Origin of the sequence: Paenibacillus sp. FSL R7-0210 (assembly GCF_038009085.1) — a bacterium.
In the GTDB taxonomy this organism is placed as follows: Bacteria; Bacillota; Bacilli; order Paenibacillales; family Paenibacillaceae; genus Paenibacillus_AQ; species Paenibacillus_AQ silagei.
This window is the reverse complement of the sequence record NZ_JBBPAR010000001.1, coordinates 4,629,995-4,647,788: the sequence shown is the minus strand read 5'-3', so window position 1 is coordinate 4,647,788 and position 17,794 is coordinate 4,629,995. Positions and strand designations below refer to the sequence as shown.

The window sequence follows — 17,794 nt, the reverse complement described above, 5'->3', positions numbered from 1 at the left end:
GCAGACCTGCCATAGGCGGGTCTTTTTTGTTGGTCTATAAACAATGTCACATTTAAATAACGAGTAATAAACCCAGAAGAGGTTCCGGTTTATTGATATTTACAGCATCTTCAATTAAGCTCCCGGAAGCGCTGGGGTGTAACGGCCTCGAATTTGCGGAAGGTGGAGATGAAATGGCTCGCGTCCAAAAAACCGACAAGTGTGGCAATGGCTTTGATGGTCAGGTGTTTGTCCAGGATCAGGTGCTCCTTGGCCTTTTGAATGCGTAAATGAATCAAATATTGATAAGGGCTCATCCCGGTGGTTATGCGGAATAAATAATTTAGCCGCTGCGAACTGAGGCCGGTGAACTCGGAAAGATTGGCTAGACCGATGCCGGGATCATGAAAATTATTCTCCAAAAACTGAATCATGGGTAGCAGACGTTTCGAATGCTGGGAATAGGAGCGCTGGTTATCCACTTGTCCAAAGCGCTTTAGATCGATCAGGAAGCGATAGACGAAAGCCGAGCTGTCCATTCCGCTGAATTCGGATGGCCGTTGCTCCAGATGGCGCGTTCTGTAATGAATCTTGGACAGCCTGGAGCCGGGCTCCCAGCTAATGACCGTAGATGTAGCCAATCCCAATGAGGAGATAATGGTCGGAGCTAAATTACCATTGAAGGTAACGTACCAGGTGGACCACGGGTGTGATAAGGTGACATAACGATGCGGGACATGCGGAGGAAGCAGGATTCCCTGGTTCGGTCCAAGCGTAACCGTGGTTCCCGAACATTCGAATTGGCCTTCCCCGCTTACCGTATGCAGCCAGTGATAGCAGTGATAGCCCTCTGGCCGGTCAAATTCCTCTTGCCATTCATTATAGCCCGTCAGTTCTATATAAATCGGCAGTGTCCGATCCAAAGTGGTGACGAGAAATTGCTTCATGTAATGCTTCATATAACGCTCCATGGACCATCAACAACTTTCATTTTTTTATATGATACTTTAATTTTACCTGATTTTACTCTGAACTGCCATCCCTTATAATCAAGACAAAGTTTGAACGAAATGCAGCACCTAACCTTCTGATTATTGGATTGGAACAATGGATAGAGGTCTGTTTATCCGTTATCAACAGTTTTGAAAGGGTATTCATTTTCATTCCGCTACAGTTATTGTTTGTCTGAAGCAGCAGTGATAATCTTATATAATTTTAAGAATGGATTATTCAGTTTAAGGGGGTGATTCACAGTATCGTTGTACAGCATGAATAAAATAGAGGGGGCTTCAAGGATGAACGGGAAACGCAAAACCGTAATTTTAATGTTAACGATCATGGTCATTATACTGTTAGCCGGATGTTCGCAAAGTAATAACGGTAAAAAAGAAAGCGTTACCACTCCGGCTGGTGTATCGGGTACAAACGCAACGGATCCGACGGACTCATCCGGACAAGGCAAGCCTGTCACTGTCAATCTGTTCGCCGGCACATCGAGCACCAACGGGAATATGGATACCAACTGGTTCACAACGTATGCCGAAGAGAAATTTAATATAGATATCAAGTGGTCAACTGTACCTAATACGGATGTTACGACCAAGCAGCCGCTGCTGCTGGCCAGCGGAGATTATCCTTCGATCTTCTGGGCGGGGCAGTTCACCAATGAGGACCTGCTGAAATACGGCAAGCAAGGCGTATTTGTGCCCTTAAACGATCTCCTGAAAGAGTATGCGCCTAATGTCTGGAAGGAAATCGAGAACACGCCGGCGCTCAAGCAAGGGGTATACGCTCCGGACGGCAACATTTACGGCCTGCCGTTCTATAACTACTGCCTGCACTGCTACTACTCCAGCAAGCTGTGGGTATATGAGCCGCTCCTGGAAAAGTACGGTCTTAGTATTCCGACGACTACGGATGAATTTGAGCATATGCTGGAGGTTTTTAAGTCGAACGGCATCCTGCCGCTTACAGGGTCCACGGACGGCTGGAACTCCGATCCGACGACGTTCCTGATGAATGCCTTCGTGTATAACGACGGCGGGAACCGCCTGGAGATGAATAACGGAAAGCTTGAATTTGCCGCAATCAAGGATGAATGGAAAGACGGGCTCTCCTATATCAACCGCTTGTACAGCAAAGGTCTGATCAGCAGTGCGGCATTTACCCAGACCAATGACGTACTCAGCAAGCAAGCGGTCAATCATGAAGTTGGCGTAGTGCCTTGGGGCTGCATCAACTGCGTCGTCGGAGCCGAGAACATGAGTGAAATCATTGACTGGGTCACCATCCCGCCGCTCAAAGGTCCGGGGGGCGCCCAATACGCGGCATTCAGCGGCAATGGTGTCAGTGGAGCCGTCTTCACCATTACGAATAAAGCATCAGAAGAAGAGAAAATTGCCATCATGAAGCTGCTGAATTTCATCTGGACGCCGGAAGGCGCGACCATGGCGAACATGGGGCCGGAAGGCGAATACTGGACTAGAGCTAAGGAAGGTGAAACCGGACTGGTCGGGACACCGGCGCTGTTCGATATTGATTTTCAGCCGCCGACACCGTTCACCCGGGGCTGGAATCAGCTGGGGCCGATCTACCAGTCGGAGGAATGGCGCAACAGCATCGTCGCCAAATCCCCGTTCACGCCGGATGGCTCCGGCTCGGAAGCGCTGCTGCACTACTATACGGAGAAGGATTACAAAGGCAAGCAGCCGGCGCAAGTTGTGCCAGCCTCAATCTGGATCGATCCCGCCAAGTCGCAGCAATATTCCCAGCTGAAGACGAACATTACTTCATACGTCAACCAATGGACCGCCGAGTTCATCGTCGGCAATAAATCGATCGACAAGGACTGGGATGCATATGTGGAGGGTGTGAAGAAGCTGGGTCTGGCAGACTTCCTGAGCATCACCGAAGAAGCGATCGTGAGCCCGTTTGATACGAGCAGCTACCAGCGCGATGATGCAGTGGTGAAGAATCTCGAATCGCTGCAATAAAGCGGCATGGGCATCATCCGCTCCGCGGTACTCCGGAGCGGATGATGCAACTTTTTTAAGCGAGGAATGATCGACGATGAAACCGAATTCTGAATTACGGCAACGCATAGTCCGGCACTGGCCGCTGTACGCCATCATCGCGCTCCCGACAGCTTTTCTGCTCGTGTTCAGCTATTGGCCGATGGTTGGCGTTCAGATTGCCTTCCGCAACTTTAATCCGGTTCAGGGTATCTGGGGGAGTCCCTGGGTCGGCCTTCAGCAGTTCGAGCTGTTTCTCTCGTCACCGTATTTCTGGCCGCTGGTCAAGAATACGCTGGTCCTGAGCCTGTACTATCTGATCGTGTCGATCCCGTGCTCGCTCATTCTGGCGCTGGCGCTGAACGAAGTGAAGCATGTCCGCTTCAAAAAAACCGTGCAAATGTTTACTTACGCGCCGTATTTTATCTCGACGGTTATCCTGGTCGGTATGATCCAGATCATGCTGTCTCCGACGAGCGGCCCTCTGGCGCTGTTCTCCAGTCTGCTCGGCAACAACAATCCTCCGAATGTCTTGGCAAGCGCCGACAGCTTCTCGTCGGTCTATGTCTGGTCGGGCATCTGGCAAGAAACCGGGTATGCGGCAATTATCTATCTTGCGGCTTTGGCCAGCGTCAATCCTGAATTGTACGAGGCGGCAAGAATTGACGGAGCCAGCCGGCTGCAAAAGATCCGCTATATTGATCTGCCAGGCATCAGCTCCACCATTATTATCCTGATGATTCTCAGCGTGGGTGGGCTGCTCAGTATCGGCTTCGAGAAAGTATTCCTGCTCCAGAACAACCTTAATCTAAGCAGTTCGGAAGTTATATCCACGTATGTGTACAAGATCGGACTGGTTAACGCCGACTTCAGCTTTGCGACAGCGATCAGCTTATTCAACTCTGTCATCGGCCTGATCCTGATTACCGCGGTCAACTATAGCGCCCGTAAAGTTTCAGACAGCAGTCTGTTCTAGGTTAGGAGGAAATTTCATGCGTCGCACATCCGCGATTCGAGAGTCCGGCTCAGACCGCATCTTTTTATTTTGCGTGTACACCGGATTAACAATAGTTCTGCTTTTGGTGTTGTACCCGCTGATCTTTATCGTCAGCTCCTCTTTCAGCTCGGCAGCGGCGGTACAGGGAGGCAAGGTCTGGCTGCTGCCGGTGGATTTCACGCTGGACGGCTATATTGGTGTTTTTCAATACAATGCGGTGTGGACGGGATTCGTCAACTCGCTGCTCTACACGGTGGGCGGCACCCTGCTGAGCGTATCGCTTACTGTCATGATGGCCTATCCATTGTCAAGAAAAGAGATGGTTGGACGCAACATCTGGATCTGGGCGATTCTGTTCGCGATGCTGTTTAACGGAGGACTTATTCCTTTCTATCTTGTAGTCAAGGATCTGGGGATGCTCAATACGCCATGGGCGATTATCGTGCCGTCGGCACTCAATATTTACTCGATTATCATTGCGAAGACGTTCTTCCAGAATTCGCTGCCGAAGGAAATGTACGAGGCTGCCCAACTGGATGGCTGCGGGGACTTCAAGTTCCTGACCCGTATCGTCTTGCCGTTATCGAAGCCGATTCTTGCTGTCCTGATGTTATGGTCGGCGGTGGGGTTATGGAACTCGTATTTTAATGCACTGATCTTTCTGAATTCACAGTCTCTGTATCCGCTGCAATTGGTGCTTCGCCAGATTCTGGTCGAGAACAAAATCGACTACACCAGCATGTCCGCGTCGCTCGACCCTCAGCGGTTGACCATGATGAAGAACATGGAGACGCTTTTGAAATATTCACTGATCGTCATTACAACTGTTCCCATTCTGATCATTTATCCTTTTGTGCAGAAGTATTTTGTACAGGGGGTCATGATCGGCTCGGTGAAAGAATAGGTACAGGCATATTACCCGTCTCTAAAACACAAAGCGAATTGGAGGAACGTTCAATGAAGACATCTGCTAGGGTCAAAGGACCGTTTGAGCCGAAGCTTGCTTCTCTGCAAACCTTCGAATGTCCAGCCTGGTTCCGGGATGCGAAGCTGGGAATATGGTCGCACTGGGGAGCGCAGTCCGTGCCGATGTTCGGTGACTGGTACGCCCGTAACATGTACTTTGAAGGTTCGGACCAATACCGCTATCATATCCGTCATTACGGCCATCCGTCGGTCTTTGGCTACAAGGACATTGTCCAGCTCTGGAAGGCAGAGAAGTTCGATCCCGAAGAGCTGATGGATCTGTATCAGGCTGCGGGTGCCAAATATTTCGTGGCGCAGGCGATGCACCATGACAACTTCTTCAATTACGATTCCAGGCTGCACCGCTGGAATTCCGTTCAGATGGGACCCAAGAAGGATATCGTGGCCTTGTGGAAAGCAGCAGCAGACAAGCGGGGCTTGCCATTCGGCCTGACCGAGCATCTTGGAGCAACTTTCAGCTGGTTCCAGAGCAATAAGGGACAGGATAAGGAAGGCCTGTACAAGGGTGTCCCATACGATGGCAATGATCCGCAATACGAAGACCTGTACCTGCCCAACCAGATGTATTATCACGCAGATAAAAAGATGTACGATCTGGATCCGTGGTATGCCACCGAGCCGGAGTGGCATCAGCGCTGGCTGGATGTGATGATGGAGCTCATCGATCTGTACCAGCCGGATCTGCTGTATTCCGACGGAGCACTTCCGTTCACTGACATCTTTCAGGATGCGGCCACTGCGCCGGACGAGGCGGTTATGGCGGCAGGGCTTCATGCGGTTGCCCATCTCTATAACAGCAGCGCCGCCCGTAACGGAGGCGTGAATAAGGCGGTCTATAATCAGAAAGACCGCAGGAAAGCAGTGTACTCGGTCGGCGTCCTGGATATCGAACGCAGCCAGGAGCCGGGTATCAAGGAAGAGCCCTGGCAGACGGACACCTGTGTCGGTGACTGGTTCTATAATGCCAAAGCCGTATACAAGAGACCGGATCACGTGATTGAAATCCTGATCGATATCATCTCCAAGAACGGCAATCTGTTGCTAAATATACCCCAGAGACCGGATGGAACAATTGATGACGAATGCCGATATATTCTTCAGGAGATGGCTCAGTGGATGGCTGTATCTTCGGAAGGCGTCTACGGGACGAGGCCGTTCCACGTGTCTGGCGAAGGGAATTCGCGCGTGGTTATCGAGCAATACAAAGAGGGCAGGGTGGAGTGGGATGCGACGGATTTCCGGTTCACGCAGAAAGGGAATACGGTCTACGCCTTCCAGATGAAGGCACCCGGTGACCGGATGGCTGTCATACGGTCATTCGGGCCGGAAGAACGGGTTAGACACGTGCGTCTGCTCGGTGCAGGACCGGTAGAATTCAGCCAGGCATTAGGCCCGCTGGTTGTATCTTTGCCGGAAGATCTGCCGACGCCGTACGTGCATTGTCTTGCGGTCGAACTGGAAGGATAGAGAAAGCGGGTATCATCCTCATTCAAGGATGATACCCGCTTTTGCTTCACTGTCCCAAACAAAGTGTACGAAAAGTGTTCTAGGCCAATACTTCCATAGGGTGCTAACGGATAGTCGATCGTAATACGCCGCACTCAACTCATGACGTCCGAGCTGCTAACTGTGACTTTACTTATTCTTGGAAGAGCGCAGGCAAGATGAGTTCACTTACGGCGCCGTTTTGATTATAAAAGCGCCATTTTGCTTTTCCCTCAAATAACAAGGAGAGACGCTGCAGGGTATTACTGACTCCAATATGCTCAGCCTTGCTATCAACTATAGCTTTCCCTTGATTCAATTGCTCTAGTTGAGCTGCAGGATATCCGTTTCCTGTGTCGGAAATCATTATTTTAGCAAATGGGTAGAAATCGAGTTCGATCGCGACAATTTTAACTGAAATATGTGTTGATTTATCGGGTTGTATAGCATATTTAATGGAGTTCTCTACAAAATTTTGAATAAGCATAGGTGGAACAAGCATATCCTCGATCATCTTATCGGTTTCAATGGAATAGGTAAACCTGTCTTTATAGCGGATTGACTGAATCTGAAGATAAGTGTTAACATGTTTGATTTCTTCATAAAGTGGGAGCAAATCGACCTCTATTTTGATCATGTACCGATAGAAGTCGACAGAATGAACAATCAATTTCTGAGCGGTCTGCGAATCTCCATTCTCCAGGAGATTATAAACCATATTTAACGAATTAATAATGAAATGAGGTTGGATTTGAAGTTGAAGATTCCGGAGTTGTGACTTTTGAGCCTTGATTTCTTCTTCGTAGACACTTATTTTCAAATGCTGAACCTCATCGATCATCTGGTTAAATGTCTTATTGACAATGGCAATTTCATTGGACGCGCGGTAATGGGGAATCCGGTATTGCAAATCGCCTCGTTGAATATGTTTCATGGCTTTATTCAATTTTTGTAGCGGTTGAACAACCGTAATTCTCAAAATATAAAAAACAAAGGGAAGCATCAAGGCGACGATTACAGATATTGCCACTACATACTTCTGCATGAATGGAAGGGTCCTCAATAACTCATTGAATGGTATGATTTCAATGAAGGTGATGGGTGCAGCAGAGGAAGAAGCTGTAACAACCAAAGCATTATCATGCTGTGAAAGTTTGGGGTTTACAACATCCCCCTCCGCTACCAGTCTTAGGGATTTGCTTTCCTGATTAGGTACAAAGTGACTTAAAAGCCTGTCCAGATTAACATAAGCCCCGGTTAAAACGCCATTGCCATTTTTAATGATTTTTAGCATACTGAAGTGATTGTTGATATTCATAAGTTGCCAATTTGATTTCAGATTATCTGTATCTTCAGCATGGGCGGTATTTAAAACATAGTTTTGGATTTCACTTCGTTCTTTCAATTCTAAGGTGGCCTGGCTTCCCGATATAAAACTATCATCAGTATAGACAAATAACATATCGATGCTGCTGCCTATATTTATAATTTTCTCAGAGAGAGTCAGGCTAATTCTTTGCTTAGCTAACATTGAGTCTGTTTCATTATTGCTCATTGCCAACTGGGGATCATTATCAAACAACGCTGTAGTAGTTATAAAGGTGGTTGCATTATTAAGCTGATTGTCAACCTGAAACCAATAGGACTCTAACATATTTTCATGAGTGCTGTGCACTTGCCCCAGCAGTGTAGACCGGGATTCATAATTGTTGTAAATAAACATCCCGATTACCGGTATAAGGAGCGTGAAGATGGATATGAGTTTAAAAAAAATAGAGTTATAGAACTCCTTATGGTAAAATCGCTTCATCGCTCGGCCCCTTATTGTTTGTGATTAAACTACCGTGCTACAGTACATCATATTGTAAGATTAAATCAAGAAAAAATGCAACAGGAGGTTCAAAATCATGAATGTGCTGATAGTTGATGACGAGCTGAGTGCCATAGAAGCTGTGCGTAACGGTATACAGTGGGGAATGATCGGAATTGAAAATGTATTTACCGCAATGAATGTGCAGGAGGCTACCCGCCAATTCGATAATGTTCCAATAGACATTTTGCTTAGCGATATCGAAATGCCGATGGGTACAGGCCTGGAATTGTTGAGATGGGTAAATACGCATCATCCCCATGTGAAATGCATCTTTATGACTTGTCACGCAGATTTCCGCTTCTTACAAGAAGCTATGCAATTGGGGAGTGTTAACTATATCCTGAAACCTTTGAATTTTGATAAAATGGAGCTCGTTCTAAAGGAGACGAAGGACAATATCCTGGCGGACCGGATTCTGAATGAAAATAGTAACTCTTGGATCCAGAATAAAAAATCTGTAGTAAAACAATTTTGGAAAGACTTTTTCCTTGGTGAGATATCGCCGAATAAAGATAGCCTGACGAACTACTTTCGACAGAAACGATTGGAGATTAATCTGGAGAACGCCTATCTTCCTATTCTGATTGTGACGAAGAAATTCACGGAGTCTGTAACCAAAGAAGACCAAAAACTGCTGCATTATGCTTTGAGGAATATAACGGAGGAGATTTTTGTAATTCCTGGAGTTGCTGAAGAGGTGATCCCTTTTTCGGAAACGACCATATTAGTTATGCTAGAGATGGATGCAAGCCAAGATGAACATCGTCTATATAATCAAATTAATGATTGTTGCCGCCAATTAAGTGATACAGCTGCGAAGTACATTAAGGAGATTATCTGCTGTTATATTGGCGATAAAGATACTATTTATGAAATGCCCTCCGTTATTGAAGCGCTGCAAGAGAGGGATTTTAATAACGTAATTCATGAATCCGAAGTATTCTATCTGAAACAAGAACGCCGTACGCATAGTTCAGTACAATCAGAATTCCCTATTGCCCAGTGGAGAGAATGGTTAAGGCAAGGAAGATATAACCAAGTAGAGGATGATATTACGACCAGGTTAACCTCTAAAGAACAAAGGCTCAAGATTAACCGGGAATTTTTGAATAAATTCATTAGAGATTTCTATTATTTGATCTTTGGATTTACCCATGATCGAAGTATCTTTATTAATGAGCTGTTGGGCGACGAGGAATCTAATCAATTATTTGAGAACGCTTCGGAATCATTAGAAGGTATGCTGAAATGGGTGAATCATGCCATAATTCTCATGCGGAATTTTGATAAGGAAAATGCAAATAGAGATTTACCGGTTGAACAGACAAAAAAGTATATCCATATTCATCTTTCTGAGGAATTATCGATGGAATTAATTGCACAGAATGTGCATCTAAATGCCGATTACCTGACGAGGATTTTTAAAAAAGAGGTAGGAATATCGATTAGTAAATACATTATCAACAAAAAAATGGAAGTTGCAAAAGAACTTCTAATCCATACTGACAGGAGTATTGGGGAGATTGCTTCACTTGTCGGATACTACAATTACTCGAGCTTTAATCGCATCTTTACCAAAGAGACGGGAATGTCTCCTCAAGAATTCAAAATCAGGAACAGAAATTAAACGATATATTAAAAGTCGGTTTTTGTAATCTATATAGTCGGAACAAGTATAACGTAGGCGTTCCCCCGCTTATTATAATGAAGACAAGACAGAAAAAATAAATCCATTTACTATGAGGGGGAAATAACATTGAAAAAAATAACACCTGTATTACTGGCAGCCAGTCTAACGCTAGCCTTAGCAGGATGTGGAAACGGTAACAATTCGAATTCATCAGCTACAAACAACGGGAATGGTTCACTAAGTGAAGGTGTGGAGCCTGGGGGAATTGATTTCAAGGAAGAACCGTACACGATAAAAGTCAACTATGCGGTACTGGGGCAAGAACAAGTGGATCTGCCTAAAATCGAGGAAAAGGTAAATGAAATCACTCTAAAAGAAATTAATGCAAAAGTCGATCTTGAAGGTGTTAGTCTATATAATATGGCCAATGCATATGCGCTAAAAGCTTCCAGCGGCGAGAAAACAGACCTAATGCTCCTTATGCCCGGAAGTGCTTATCTCGCTCCGTTTGCGAACAACAAAATGATTCGTCCCATTGACGATGAACTTGCGAAGTGGGGACCCGCGCTTAAAGAAACGTTGGGGGATATAATCAAAACTGGCCAATTCAACGGGAAGCAATTCGGGATTCCGCAAAAGATGGATCAAAAACTTACATTTGGCTTTAATATGAGCAAAGCAGTCTTGGATAAGTACAATATTGATCTTACTTCTATTCAATCGATCGCTGACATGGACTCCGTGTTGGCCAAGGTTCACGAGGGGGAACCCAAAATGATCACGTTTGCTCCTGAAGTAAGTTCGTCCAATATTACAAACTCCCTGGTATATGGAGATGGGCTCGGGAATTCATATGGTGTGCTCATGGATGGCAGCGGTACGAAGCTGGTGAACATGTATGAATCCGAGCAGTGGATGAACACAGCGAAAAAAGTTCGGGAATGGTACAAAAAAGGGTATATCTCCAAAGATGTAAGCACTTCGCAAGATGATGGCGCTGCGCTACTTGAGAGTGGAAAAGTTTTTGCAACAGCAGCTAATTCTGTCGGATTTGCTGGCGGATTCTCACAGCCCATTGAGCAGAAAACAGTGGCATTGCATCCGCCTGTTCTCTCAACTGTAGATTCGCAGTTATTCGTTTGGGCGGTAGCCTCTTCTAGTAAACGTCCCGACAAGGCAGTTCAATTCTTGAACCTGATGAACTCCAATGTTGAGTTGTCGACCTTGCTTCGTTTTGGTATTAAAGGCGAACATTACGAGATAAACGAAGACGGGACCATTGATGAGTCCAAAAATACAAATTACAATCAAAACAGCTGGCTGATGTTCGGGGATTATGATCAATTACCGTTAGCTGCTAAATTTGTTGAACCAACCGGTCTTTCCGTCGAGGAATATAAAACGAAACTGAAAGAGTGGAATGACAAAACGGCGAAATCTCCTGGGTATGGATTTATATTCGATCCGACACCCGTAAAAACGGAAATCTCGGCATTGGACGCTGCTAGTGAACAATATGTGAAGGTGATAGGCAACGGTGCTGTGGATACGGATGAAATGGCTAAGACATTTAATGAAAGTTTATATGCAGCAGGCCTGCAAAAGGTAATAGATGAAAAACAGCGTCAATTAGATGCTTGGCTGGCACAAAACGGGAAATAAGTCAAACGATAATGATCATAATTGGAGCTGTTTTCCTGTAGCGTTTTTTGCAGGTGAAGCGGCTCTTTTTTTATCTCCGAATGAGATGAAACAGCAAGTAACAAGTCGGAAAAGGATATATTATACGTCGTTCAAAGTATAACGTTAGCCTTTATTCTTTGTGTAAGATAAATGAAGAGAGTAACTTGAATGGGGAGGCGGAAGCGGTGAAAGCAATATCAGATTTAAGATTACAGAACAGAGGTGGAAAAAAGATTAAGTGGAAGTCCTATATTCCTTTATATCTTATGGCTCTGCCCGCATTAATTTATCTGTTTATTAACAATTACATGCCATTGTACGGAATGCAGATTGCTTTTCGGGAGCTTGATTTCTCGGGAAGTATTTTCAGCGGAAAGTTCGTATGGTTCAAGAACTTCAAGTTTTTATTTGCAACTGATGATGCCTGGATCATGACACGAAATACAGTTTTATACAATCTTCTGTTTATCGTTGTAGGAACCCTATTTTCTATCGTTGTAACGATTCTTTTTAATGAAATCATTAGTAAGAAGATATCCAAGGCTTATCAATCTGCTGTATTGATTCCTTATTTTATCTCAATGGTTATTGTAGGGTATTTAGTCTTCGCATTCCTTAGCAGTGATAATGGCTTCATTAATCATTCCATCTTGAAGCCATTAGGGATCGAGCCTATATCCTGGTACTCCGAATCAAAGTACTGGCCATTCATTCTGTTATTTATAAACATATGGAAAAGTTTGGGATACAATCTAATGTTTTATACAGCGAGAATTATTACGATCAGTACTGATTATTATGAAGCTGCAAAAATAGACGGTGCAACAAAGTTTCAGCAAATCATGAACATTACGCTGCCGCTTCTCAAACCAGTAATTATATTGACGACAATTTTATCTATTGGAAGAATGTTTTATTCGGATTTCGGATTGTTTTATCAGGTGCCAATGAACTCAGGTGCACTGTATGACGTTACGACGACAATCGATACGTATTCGTTCCGGGCGCTCATGAAGCTTGGTGACATTACAATGTCAACTGCAACAGGTGTATACCAGTCAGCAGTCGGGTTCATATTGATTTTAATTGCAAATGCAGTGATTAAAAAGGCTAGCAAAGAAGATTCCTTATTCTGAACACGGAGCGATTAACGATGATAGAAAACAAAGATAAAAGATGGTCCATTGCTGGACATGTTCTCATGATAATTTTAAGCGTTCTCGCGGTTGCACCTTTTATTTTGCTGTTTATGTCTTCTATAACGGACGAAGCAACGGCATTACAGGACGGCTACAGCTTCTTTCCGCAAAAATTTTCTCTGGATGCATATTCTTATATTCTGGGGCAATGGGAGCTTATTGGGAGAGGGTACTTGGTATCCATTTTCATTACCGTAGTTGGAACAATCCTTGGCGTAAGTATATCGGCTATGCTTGCATATACGCTTAGTAAACATGATCTGCCTGGACGCCGGCTACTAATGTTTCTGCTAACCTTTACGATGCTTTTTAATGGTGGATTGACTTCAACTTATATTGTGTATACACAGATCTTGCATGTCAAAGACACAATTTTTGGTTTGATGATGCCAAATTTGTTGATGAATGCCTATTTCGTTATCATGTTCAAAAATTATTTTGAGCACACTCTTCCGGGAGCGCTTGTAGAATCTGCAAGAATAGATGGGGCAACAGAGTTTAAGGTCTTTTACAAAATTGCAATACCGCTGTCTATGCCAATGATCGTGACGGTCGGGATGACTTCAGCATTGACCTATTGGAACGACTGGACGAACGGGATGTATTTCCTCTCGACGAACAGTAAACTTCAAAGTATTCAAACCATTCTTAATAATATTAATGAGAATATCAAATTCCTACAGCAAAATAATGTAGGGACAGCGGTAACAACAGCAGATTTACCTTCAGTTACCATACGTATGGCTATTGCTGTTGTCGGTGTCTTGCCGATGCTGGCGTTGTTCCCAATCTTCCAGAAATGGTTCGTTAAAGGGGCAACTGATGGGGCAGTTAAAGGGTAGAAATATTTGAAACGAGAATATAACAATTAAAGGGAGTGGATATAAGATGTACGTTTGCAATCCTATTAACATGGAATACAAATATCAGTTTATCGAAGGAGCAGGGAAAATGCTTACTTTTAGGGAAGCTGCTGATCCTTCTATGATTGTATTTCATGGAAAATACTATATGTTTCCCTCAATGACAGCGGGATTTCTAGTAAGCGATAATCTGCATGACTGGGAATTTTATCCTTTGAAGGGTTTGCCTATTCATGATTATGCTCCGGATGTGCGGGTTATCGGGGAGTATATGTATTTTTCTGCATCCAGCCGATCGAAGAATTGCTCTTTCTACAGAACAAAAGACCCGATTCGCGGTGAGTTTGAGGAAATAGAAGGGACATTTCCATTCTGGGATCCCAATCTATTTGTAGATGATGATGGTAAGGTTTATTTTTACTGGGGATGTTCCAGTCAAACGCCTATCTATGGGGTCGAGCTGGATCCAAGGGATATGAAACCCAAAGGGGAGCCGCTAGAACTGATCTATAGCAATACTACGGTTATTGGTTATGAGAGAAATGGCGAAAATCATATCCCAAAAACGCTCGAGCAAATTGAGGAGATAGTGCAAGGCTATGCAAATGCAAATCCGGGTATTACTGATGAGCATCTGAATATAATTAGGCAGGCGGTAGGGGGTGATCCATACATTGAAGGCGCATGGATGGATAAGCATAACGGAAAATACTATCTTCAATATTCTAGCCCCGGGACGGAGTGTAACATTTATTCGGATGGGGTCTACGTATCCGATAAACCATTAGGACCGTTTACGCTGGCGAATAATAATCCTTTCTCCTACAAGCCGGGGGGGTTCATCCCAGGTGCTGGGCACGGATCGACAATGGAAGATAAATACGGGAATCTTTGGCATTCTTCAACCATGAGAATCAGCATCAATTATATTTTTGAAAGAAGATTGGGATTATGGCCTGCAGGCTTCGATAAGGACGGGGAATTATTCTGCAATCAGCGATTTGGGGACTGGCCCTTCAGGATCGAACAGGCACAGATGAATCCATGGGACAAGCCGGAATGGATGCTGTTGTCTTACAATAAACCCGCTAAGGCATCTTCCTGTACAGAAGGAAAAGAAGCTTCGAAAGCGACGGATGAGAATGTTCAAACATGGTGGCAAGCAGGCTCTAATGGTTCCGGAGAATGGATCGAAGTAGATTTGAAGCATTCATGCGACGTACATGCCATCCAAATCAATTTTGCCGACGATCAGTTGAATCTTTCGCTTCCAGAGGGAGCGGCTATGACAGAGGGACGATTCATCGACGAACGTCAGCATTATACCAGATGGATTCTCGAAGGATCAGTGGATGGAAAAGAATATTTTGTAATTGAGGATAAGTCGGATGCAACTACGGATTTGTCACATGATCTCATAGTGAAAGAAGACGGAATAAAGGCAAGGTATCTCCGGTGCATTGTAAAGGAGCTTCCGTTTAACCAACAGGCATGTATTTCGGGTCTTCGCGTGTTCGGGATTGGCGTTGGAACACTCCCTGATAAAACGAGCGAAATTCAACTCGAACTTTTAAATGATCTTGATCTTTCGGTTTCATGGAACAGTGTTGAAGCGGTTGGTTACAATGTGCTCTGGGGATTTGCTCCAGATAAACTGTACCATAGTCACATGATATTCGGAAAAAATCAGATGGTAATTAAGGCATTAATCAAAGATCAGCCTTTATATGTCCGGGTAGATAGTTTCAATGAGATCGGGATAACTGAAGGCGAAGTTTACAAGGCGATCTAATACGTCTAGCGCGACAGGAGATGCTTGAAATGAATAGAGATCTTAAAGAAATCATCTCACGGATGACCTTGGAAGAGAAAGTGAAATTATGCTCAGGAGTAGGCGCTTGGAATACAGCTGCTCTTCCTGAACACGAAATACCATCGCTAATGCTCACAGACGGGCCGCATGGTCTAAGAAAACAATCAGGAGCCCAAGATCATATGGGGCTCAACAACAGTGTGCCGGCAACTTGTTTTCCTACAGCAGCAGGACTAGCCAGTTCGTGGAATAAGACTTTACTAGAACAAGTTGGAGCTGCACTTGGCGAAGAATGTCAGGCAGAAGATGTTCATATTCTCCTTGGACCCGGGGCAAATATCAAACGATCGCCGCTGTGCGGAAGAAACTTTGAGTACTTCTCTGAGGACCCCTACTTATCATCTGAATTAACGACCAGTTATGTTCAAGGCGTTCAAAGTCAAGGGGTAGGAACGTCACTCAAACATTTTGCAGTCAATAACCAGGAAACGAAACGGTTTAATATCAATGTCATTCTTGATGAGCGAACGTTACGTGAGATTTATCTTGCGGGCTTCGAAAATGTAATAAAACAAGCACAGCCGTGGAGTGTAATGGCTGCTTATAACAAGATTAATGGTGAATATTGCTCACAAAACGAGAAATTATTAAATGATATTTTAAGAGGGGAATGGGAGTTCGAAGGAATAGTTGTCTCTGACTGGGGGGCTGTTAGTGAGAGGGATGTTGCACTCTCAGCAGGTATGGATCTGGAAATGCCCGACAGTAATGGTGTAGGCAGCGAGAAGATTATTAACGCCGTGCGCAGTGGTACTATGTCTGAAGAAATCTTGGATGTTGCTGTTGAAAGAATTCTTTCAACTATATATAAAGCGATAGACAATAAAAAGAATCACGTAACCTATAATCAAAAAGCTCATCACCAATTCGCTAGATCCGTAGCAGCAGAGAGCATGGTGTTATTGAAAAATGACGATCAGCTTCTTCCGCTTCAAAAACAAGGAAAACTCGCAGTAATCGGCGCCTTTGCAAAGCATCCAAGATACCAAGGCGCAGGAAGTTCACGGGTAAATCCTACACAGTTAGAAGTCCCAATGGACGAAATAGCTAAAACAGCGTCGCAAGCACGAGTACAATATGCTGAAGGTTATTCATTGGACTCAGGCGAGATTAATGCTCAATTGATTCAGGAAGCTAAAAAGGTTGCCGGGGAATCGGAAGTAGCGATTTTGTTCGTTGGACTGCCAGAGAAATATGATGCTGAAGGTGTGGACAGAGAGCACTTAAAGCTTCCAGATAATCAGAATGCTTTGATAGAAGCAGTTACCGAGATTCAGAGCAACACTGTCATTGTTCTATTCAATGGTTCTGCTGTTGAAATGCCATGGATTCACAAGGTGAAGGGGGTGCTTGAAGCATATTTGGGTGGACAAGGGATGGCCGGTGCTGTAGCTGATATTCTTTTCGGTGATAAGAATCCATCCGGAAAACTCGCGGAAACCTTCCCGGTTCAACTGAGCCAAACCCCATCTTACATTAACTTCCCGGGTGAAGGTGACAAGGTAGAGTATAGAGAGGGCCTATTCGTAGGTTATCGTTATTACGATAAAGTTGAGATTGAACCTTTATTCCCGTTCGGGCACGGTCTCTCCTATACCACGTTTGAATATTCCGAGCTTCAATTGAATAAGAAAGAAATTACAGATTCCGAAGAAGTCATAGTCTCGGTAAAGGTGAAGAATACAGGAGGCAGAGCAGGGAAAGAAATTGTACAACTCTACGTGCAGGATATTGTGTCTAGTGTTATCAGACCTGTTAAAGAATTAAAGGCCTTTGAAAAAATTGAGTTAGCTCCAGGAGAGGAAAAGCGGGTTATTTTTAAACTGGGGAAACGTGCGTTTGCTTATTATAACGTTGAATTAAAGGATTGGCATGTGGAAAGCGGTGACTTTGAACTTCTTATTGGTAAATCCTCTAAAGAGATCGTTCTGCAAGATACAATCAAGGTCAATTCATCCGTTAGATTACGCAAGAAATATACCTTAGATTCTACCTTAGGCGATATTAAGTCTGAACCAGCTGCTGCTTCATTTATTTCATCGTTATTGACAGGGATGGGCTTCGGAAGCTCAGGATCTGAGGGGCCATTTGGAATGGACATGGAATCTTTACTGAACAGTATTAAGCTCAGAATTATTGAGAACCAAAGAGCAATGCCGCAGGAACAGCTGGAGCAATTTCTTGCATATTTAAATGAGGGCTAGAAGGCTAGAC

12 protein-coding genes are annotated in these 17,794 nt (G+C 44.4%); 10 read left to right on the top strand and 2 right to left on the bottom strand.

The genetic code is table 11. The features are described from left to right. Window positions 1-110: 110 nt before the first annotated feature. Window positions 111-938 carry an AraC family transcriptional regulator gene (locus tag MKY64_RS19765; RefSeq protein WP_340955241.1) on the bottom strand — a complete coding sequence of 276 codons (828 nt, stop codon included), beginning with the start codon at window positions 936-938 and terminating at the stop codon, window positions 111-113. Window positions 939-1,274: 336 nt separating this feature from the next. On the opposite strand from MKY64_RS19765, the gene MKY64_RS19760 reads away from it, so the two are divergent. The 4 genes from MKY64_RS19760 to MKY64_RS19745 all read left to right on the top strand — a co-directional run bounded on the left by MKY64_RS19760 (window position 1,275) and on the right by MKY64_RS19745 (window position 6,441). After that, the gene (locus MKY64_RS19760; RefSeq protein ID WP_340955240.1) at window positions 1,275-2,972 is read left to right on the top strand and encodes a hypothetical protein; all 1,698 of its coding nucleotides are present in this window, start codon (window positions 1,275-1,277) and stop codon (window positions 2,970-2,972) included. A 76-nt stretch (window positions 2,973-3,048) separates the two neighbouring features. Continuing rightward, the gene (locus MKY64_RS19755) at window positions 3,049-3,966 is read left to right on the top strand and encodes an ABC transporter permease (RefSeq protein ID WP_051478221.1); all 918 of its coding nucleotides are present in this window, start codon (window positions 3,049-3,051) and stop codon (window positions 3,964-3,966) included. Window positions 3,967-3,982: 16 nt separating this feature from the next. Further along, window positions 3,983-4,891: a carbohydrate ABC transporter permease gene (locus MKY64_RS19750; RefSeq protein WP_036727859.1), complete on the top strand. Its 909-nt coding sequence runs from the start codon at window positions 3,983-3,985 to the stop codon at window positions 4,889-4,891. A 53-nt stretch (window positions 4,892-4,944) separates the two neighbouring features. Continuing rightward, window positions 4,945-6,441 (top strand): alpha-L-fucosidase, encoded by a 1,497-nt coding sequence (locus MKY64_RS19745; protein WP_340955239.1) that lies wholly within the window; start codon window positions 4,945-4,947, stop codon window positions 6,439-6,441. Window positions 6,442-6,613: 172 nt separating this feature from the next. Here the strand turns inward: MKY64_RS19745 and MKY64_RS19740 are convergent, their stop codons facing one another. Further along, window positions 6,614-8,269 carry a sensor histidine kinase gene (locus MKY64_RS19740; protein ID WP_340955237.1) on the bottom strand — a complete coding sequence of 552 codons (1,656 nt, stop codon included), beginning with the start codon at window positions 8,267-8,269 and terminating at the stop codon, window positions 6,614-6,616. Window positions 8,270-8,366: 97 nt separating this feature from the next. On the opposite strand from MKY64_RS19740, the gene MKY64_RS19735 reads away from it, so the two are divergent. From MKY64_RS19735 to MKY64_RS19710, 6 genes are all read left to right on the top strand, one after another. Continuing rightward, window positions 8,367-9,959 carry a response regulator transcription factor gene (locus MKY64_RS19735; RefSeq protein WP_340955235.1) on the top strand — a complete coding sequence of 531 codons (1,593 nt, stop codon included), beginning with the start codon at window positions 8,367-8,369 and terminating at the stop codon, window positions 9,957-9,959. Between the two features lie 129 nt (window positions 9,960-10,088). Beyond that, window positions 10,089-11,624, top strand: coding sequence for an ABC transporter substrate-binding protein (locus tag MKY64_RS19730; RefSeq protein WP_076076706.1), 1,536 nt, complete (start codon window positions 10,089-10,091; stop codon window positions 11,622-11,624). A 206-nt stretch (window positions 11,625-11,830) separates the two neighbouring features. Further along, complete coding sequence (locus tag MKY64_RS19725; RefSeq protein WP_340826585.1) at window positions 11,831-12,781, top strand: ABC transporter permease; 951 nt, start codon at window positions 11,831-11,833, stop codon at window positions 12,779-12,781. Between the two features lie 17 nt (window positions 12,782-12,798). Further along, a complete protein-coding gene (locus MKY64_RS19720; protein WP_340955234.1) occupies window positions 12,799-13,686 on the top strand; it encodes a carbohydrate ABC transporter permease in 888 nt (295 codons plus the stop codon). Between the two features lie 46 nt (window positions 13,687-13,732). After that, the gene (locus MKY64_RS19715) at window positions 13,733-15,499 is read left to right on the top strand and encodes a family 43 glycosylhydrolase (RefSeq protein WP_340955232.1); all 1,767 of its coding nucleotides are present in this window, start codon (window positions 13,733-13,735) and stop codon (window positions 15,497-15,499) included. Window positions 15,500-15,528: 29 nt separating this feature from the next. After that, entirely contained in the window at window positions 15,529-17,784 is a 2,256-nt protein-coding gene (locus tag MKY64_RS19710; protein ID WP_340955230.1) for a glycoside hydrolase family 3 C-terminal domain-containing protein, read from the top strand. Window positions 17,785-17,794 lie beyond the last annotated feature (10 nt).